4 protein-coding genes are annotated in these 4215 nt (G+C 67.1%); 1 reads left to right on the top strand and 3 read right to left on the bottom strand.

The features are described 5' to 3' along the window. Positions 1-594: 594 nt before the first annotated feature. On the bottom strand, positions 595-1455 hold the full coding sequence (locus tag WA805_RS23960) for a hypothetical protein (protein ID WP_425243461.1): 861 nt from the start codon (positions 1453-1455) through the stop codon (positions 595-597). 423 nt (positions 1456-1878) lie between these two features. Between WA805_RS23960 and WA805_RS23955 the strand changes: the two genes are divergently transcribed. Further along, positions 1879-2400 (top strand): hypothetical protein, encoded by a 522-nt coding sequence (locus WA805_RS23955; RefSeq protein WP_425243460.1) that lies wholly within the window; start codon positions 1879-1881, stop codon positions 2398-2400. A 155-nt stretch (positions 2401-2555) separates the two neighbouring features. Here WA805_RS23955 and WA805_RS23950 read toward each other — a convergent pair whose 3' ends face one another. Together WA805_RS23950 and WA805_RS23945 are read right to left on the bottom strand one after the other, a co-directional pair. Further along, a complete protein-coding gene (locus WA805_RS23950) occupies positions 2556-3344 on the bottom strand; it encodes a hypothetical protein (RefSeq protein ID WP_425243459.1) in 789 nt (262 codons plus the stop codon). Positions 3345-3385: 41 nt separating this feature from the next. Beyond that, on the bottom strand, positions 3386-3715 hold the full coding sequence (locus WA805_RS23945; RefSeq protein ID WP_425243458.1) for a luciferase family protein: 330 nt from the start codon (positions 3713-3715) through the stop codon (positions 3386-3388). Positions 3716-4215: the final 500 nt, after the last annotated feature.

Here is a 4215-nt window from a genome sequence, read left to right as displayed (position 1 = left end):
GCCCTGGACCCCGGGGACCCCTGCGGCCCCTGGGAGCAGGAAAAGCGGGCAGGGCACAGCCCTGCCCCTGGCCGGACGCGGACGCAACAAGGACAGCCCGTACTGGCCAGAATCGCAAAACCGATGTCTCCACGCTTTCAGGGGAACCGCGGTCCCCATCAGCGAAGATAATGGGTCGTTGTGCACCCCCTAGTGTGCCTAACGACCCACTATCACCGGGGCACCCGCGACGATATCTGATAACAGCAAGAAGCGGCCGAGGCCGCTGGCGAGACTGGTTAGCGCTGAAGATCCGACCCCTATTTGGGGTCAAATCCCCAGCGTTAGCCAACCTACCCTGATAACAGCAAGAAGCGGCAAGCCAGGCTGCGTCCGCGTCATGCCGATTGCGCAATTGACACCGATAGGCGGTCCACGACAACACAATTTCCCAGGCAACGGGTCGCGGAGCGAACTAGAGGATGCTCAATGGGGGTCGTGTACCGGATATGACGCCTGGAAGGCGAGCCGGCCTCGCGGTCGAACCGCAGAGCCGGGTGCCGCTCCGTTACCCAGCCGACGAACTGGCAGGCGACGTCATGGACGGCTCGCGTATCAGTCGAGGATGCCGAGGTAGGCATGAACCGGCTGGCGCCACCTGACGGCCACGTTGCGCATGTCTCCGCGGATCGTCTCGGCTCGATAGCGCAGCGTTTGGCCGCGGAAGCTGTCTCGCATGATGTGTACCTGCTCGGCCGGGTAGACATCGCCGACGACGAGATGCCGGAGGGCGGGGATTTCCAGGAGCACGTCGAGTCGCTTATCTGCCGGCCGTGAGTCATACAGGCCCAGTTGCGTGAGTTTGTGGCACGCTGCCAGGTCAGCGAGCGTGGCCAGCCCTGTCAATTTTTCTAGATTGAGCATCTGGAGCGTCTCTGCCGGATGGCGTGCCAGCGCGCGGAGGCTGCCTATATTGCGCATGGCGCCGAGCGAGACTGCCTCCAGCGCGCAGCACTCGCCCAGTACATCGAAGTCGCCGGTATCGAGGCCGCGTACCTGGTACAGCTCCAGACCGCGCAGCTGCGGCATGTGGGTAAGCGGAACAAGGTCGCGGATCCCGCCGAACGCCATGGTCAGCACCTGGATTCCGGGATGACCGCGTAGCGGGTCGAGGCTTCTGGCACGCGGCACGCGCAGCCCGAGGTGCGCAAGGCCGGTGACCTCGGCGACGGCGTCGAAGTCTCTGTCGTGGGCTTCTAGCCAGAGCCTCTTCAGTTGCGGGAGGCGTCTGAGGAAGGCGAGTGACGGGCGACGGGACGCTGTCTCGCCGAGACTGAGGCTCCGCAGGTTAGTGAAATTGCCCAGGATGTCGAAACTCTCTTCCTGCCACAGGTCCAGCGCAAGGTGCTCGATGTGCTCGAACCCGCTGAGCCAGGTCAGGCCGGGACTGATCATGCGACCGTAAGCCCGGAACACGACCCCAGGATGGCGTCTGAGCGCATCGGCCGCGGCGTGCAGAACTGGACTGGGTAGTGGCTCACTGAACTGCAAGAAGAACCGGCCGCCCCGGCTAACCTGCGCAGCAGCGGCGGACGCAATTGCGGGCTCAACAGATGCCGGATCGGTGTCGGGCCGGAGCTCAGCGTGGCGGCCATCGACCGTCAAAGCGGGTCCCACACGCGAAGATTAGCTGCTGGGTATTGCTGATGAAGCGCGCTGGCCTGGCCAGGCGGTGGTCCCCGGTCACCCGCGGATTCCTCAGTGCCGGGGTACTCGCATAGAGCATGACAGCGAAGACCACGACGGCGATCCCGGCCGCCACCCAGAAGTCGGACCGACGCGGCAAGCCCGGGCGGGGCAACTTCGTGCTTCTGATGGATTCGCCCTAGGCTGGCCCGCGTGGGCTTGTGGGACGTGGTGCCGGACAGTCAGCGGAAGCAGTGGACGCTAGAGCCGTTCGCGAGCGTCGGGCCACTGCACTTCGGCATGAATCCGGACCAAGCGTCTGCCGCCCTTGGCGGCATCAGGCCGAACCCCCGCTGGCATGACTCGCATTTCAACGTCATGGGCGGCACGTACATCGAAGTGGGCGTAACGCTGTACTACGCATCGGGCGCGAGCTTGTGCGGCGTCGCGGTGGACGCCCGCCGCGGTCCGCAGGTTCTCGGGGACGGCAAGGCACTGGTGGGCCAGGTCCCTTCGGAGTTGGAGGACTGGCTGATCAGCCGCGCGGAAAGCCGGCCGCCGTATACGGAACTCGTTTACATGCCCGGTGCGGAAGTGGAATCCCGCAGCCTCGGCGTCGTGGTATGCCTCCAGCGGGCGGGTGACCGGCTGCTGACACGGCCAGTTTCCCTGGCCGCCGACGCCACAGACGACACCTATCATCGGCTACCACCCGAAGCCTGGCGCATCACCTGAACACCGACTAAACGCCCTGCCGCGCCAGCGCTGTGCGCCCGGACGGGGAAGATCCGCACGGGCGCACAGCGCGCTTGGGCTAAAGGTCGTACGATGCCTCGATCGTCAGGCGGCGTGTTGGGGTGTTGGCACGTACCGGTAGCGGGTTGCGGAGGTTATCGCCGGGGTGGCGGGGTGTCGTGGCCGGGCAGCGGCTGTGCCGGGATGGCGGCGGCCGCGCAGCCGAATCGCTGCTCGTAGACATCGGCCATCGCGCGCAGCAGCGCCGGGCAGTCGCCGGCGTAGGCGGAGCCGTGCATGATGGCGAGCTGGCGCGGCGCCAGGTCGGCGAGTCGCCGGTAGGTCGCGGGCACCGCGGGGCCGAGCGAGGTCTGGTGGAACACCTCTTCGGCGGCGATCGCGGCGTCCAGGATGTCGTCCCCTGTGATCGGCGGCCCGTCGCCGAGCTGGGTGAGCAGGTCACCGCAGAACAGCGTGCCGGTCTCCTCCTCGAAGAACATGTGCGATTCCCAGTTGTGCGGCACATGGGGGGTGGCGATCTCGATGACCCGGCGGGCGAGCGCGGCGCCGCCGAGCTGGAGGACCTCGCCGTCCCGCATCGGCCGCGGCCGCCGCAAGCACTGGTCGTTCAGCGATAGCTGGCAGCCGAGCGCACCGTGGGCGACCTGCGCGTGCGGGGCGGCGGCCAGGAACTCGTTCACCGCGCCGCACTCGTCCGCTTCCAGGTGGGCGAACGCTATCCACCGCAGCCTGCTCAGCGGCAGCACCGTCTCGACCGCCGCGCGGACGGCGGGAAACAGCGCGCGCATCCCGGTGTGATACAGCAGCGGCTCGTCGGCGTCCACCAGGAACTGGTTGAAGGTGAACCCGCCTGGCCCGATGTCCGGGACATAGGTGGAGATCCGGTAGGTGCGGTCGCTGATCTGGTCAATCGCGGTCTGCATGTGCTTCCTCCCAGGACATGGTTGCGCTGGGCCGCCGCGCCTTAGGCATTGGCGGCGGCGGCGATGGCTAGCAAAGGGACGAGGCGGTCGAGGTCCGCGGCCGACCGGGGGCGGAGTTCGATCCAGTCCCGGCGCGCTGGGTCGCGGCGGACGGCCGGGTCGGCGGCGAAGTCCGCCCTGGCCTGGGCCCAGCCCGCTCGGGTGACCCGCAGGTCGATCGACCCATCCGCTTCCAGGTGGGCGATCTCGCGGCTGCCGGCGAACAGGGCCGGCTTGTCGGCGTACCGCGAACGCCCCTCCCTGGCGTGGCCCGCGGCAAGCATGGCGTCGGCGAACGCGTCCCACAGCTGGCCAGGCGCGTCGTGGCTCATAGCTCTCCTCGGTCGGACATGCCGATACGCGATCGACAGTAATAGACGGCACGTGAAGCCTTCGACGGCTTGGTGGCCTGGTGGCGCCGACCGCGGGCACCGTTTTCGCGTCGTTAGCCGCGCTGCGGTTGCGCGCCATGCCGGAGATGACCCCATGTGGGGTGGTCCGACGCCAGCTTTGCCCATTCGAGCGTCGTCAGCAGCCGCTCTCCGCTGCGCTGTGCGGAGGCTGACTCCCTGTTGCTCCCTCTCCCACGCTGGCGGTGGAAACCTGACCGCTACAGTCGACGGCTGGGTGAGACCTGTAGGCGTGTGTTGCCTCAATCGTGAGGCGGCGTGTTGGGGTATTGGCACGAACCGATAGAGCGGGACAATTGCGCAATCGACAGGTTGGTCCTCACGGCGCCCCCGCCACGCGCCCCCGGAACGTGGTCGATGTGACATCGTCTACCAAAGAGTGTGGTCGATGTGACATCGACCACCTAAGGCGGCGGCGGCTA

The sequence above is a fragment of the Trebonia sp. genome (genome assembly GCF_049794275.1).
Lineage (GTDB): Bacteria > Actinomycetota > Actinomycetes > Streptosporangiales > Streptosporangiaceae > Trebonia.
Note: the sequence above shows the minus strand (reverse complement) of the source record. Positions and strands in the feature narration are given on the sequence as shown.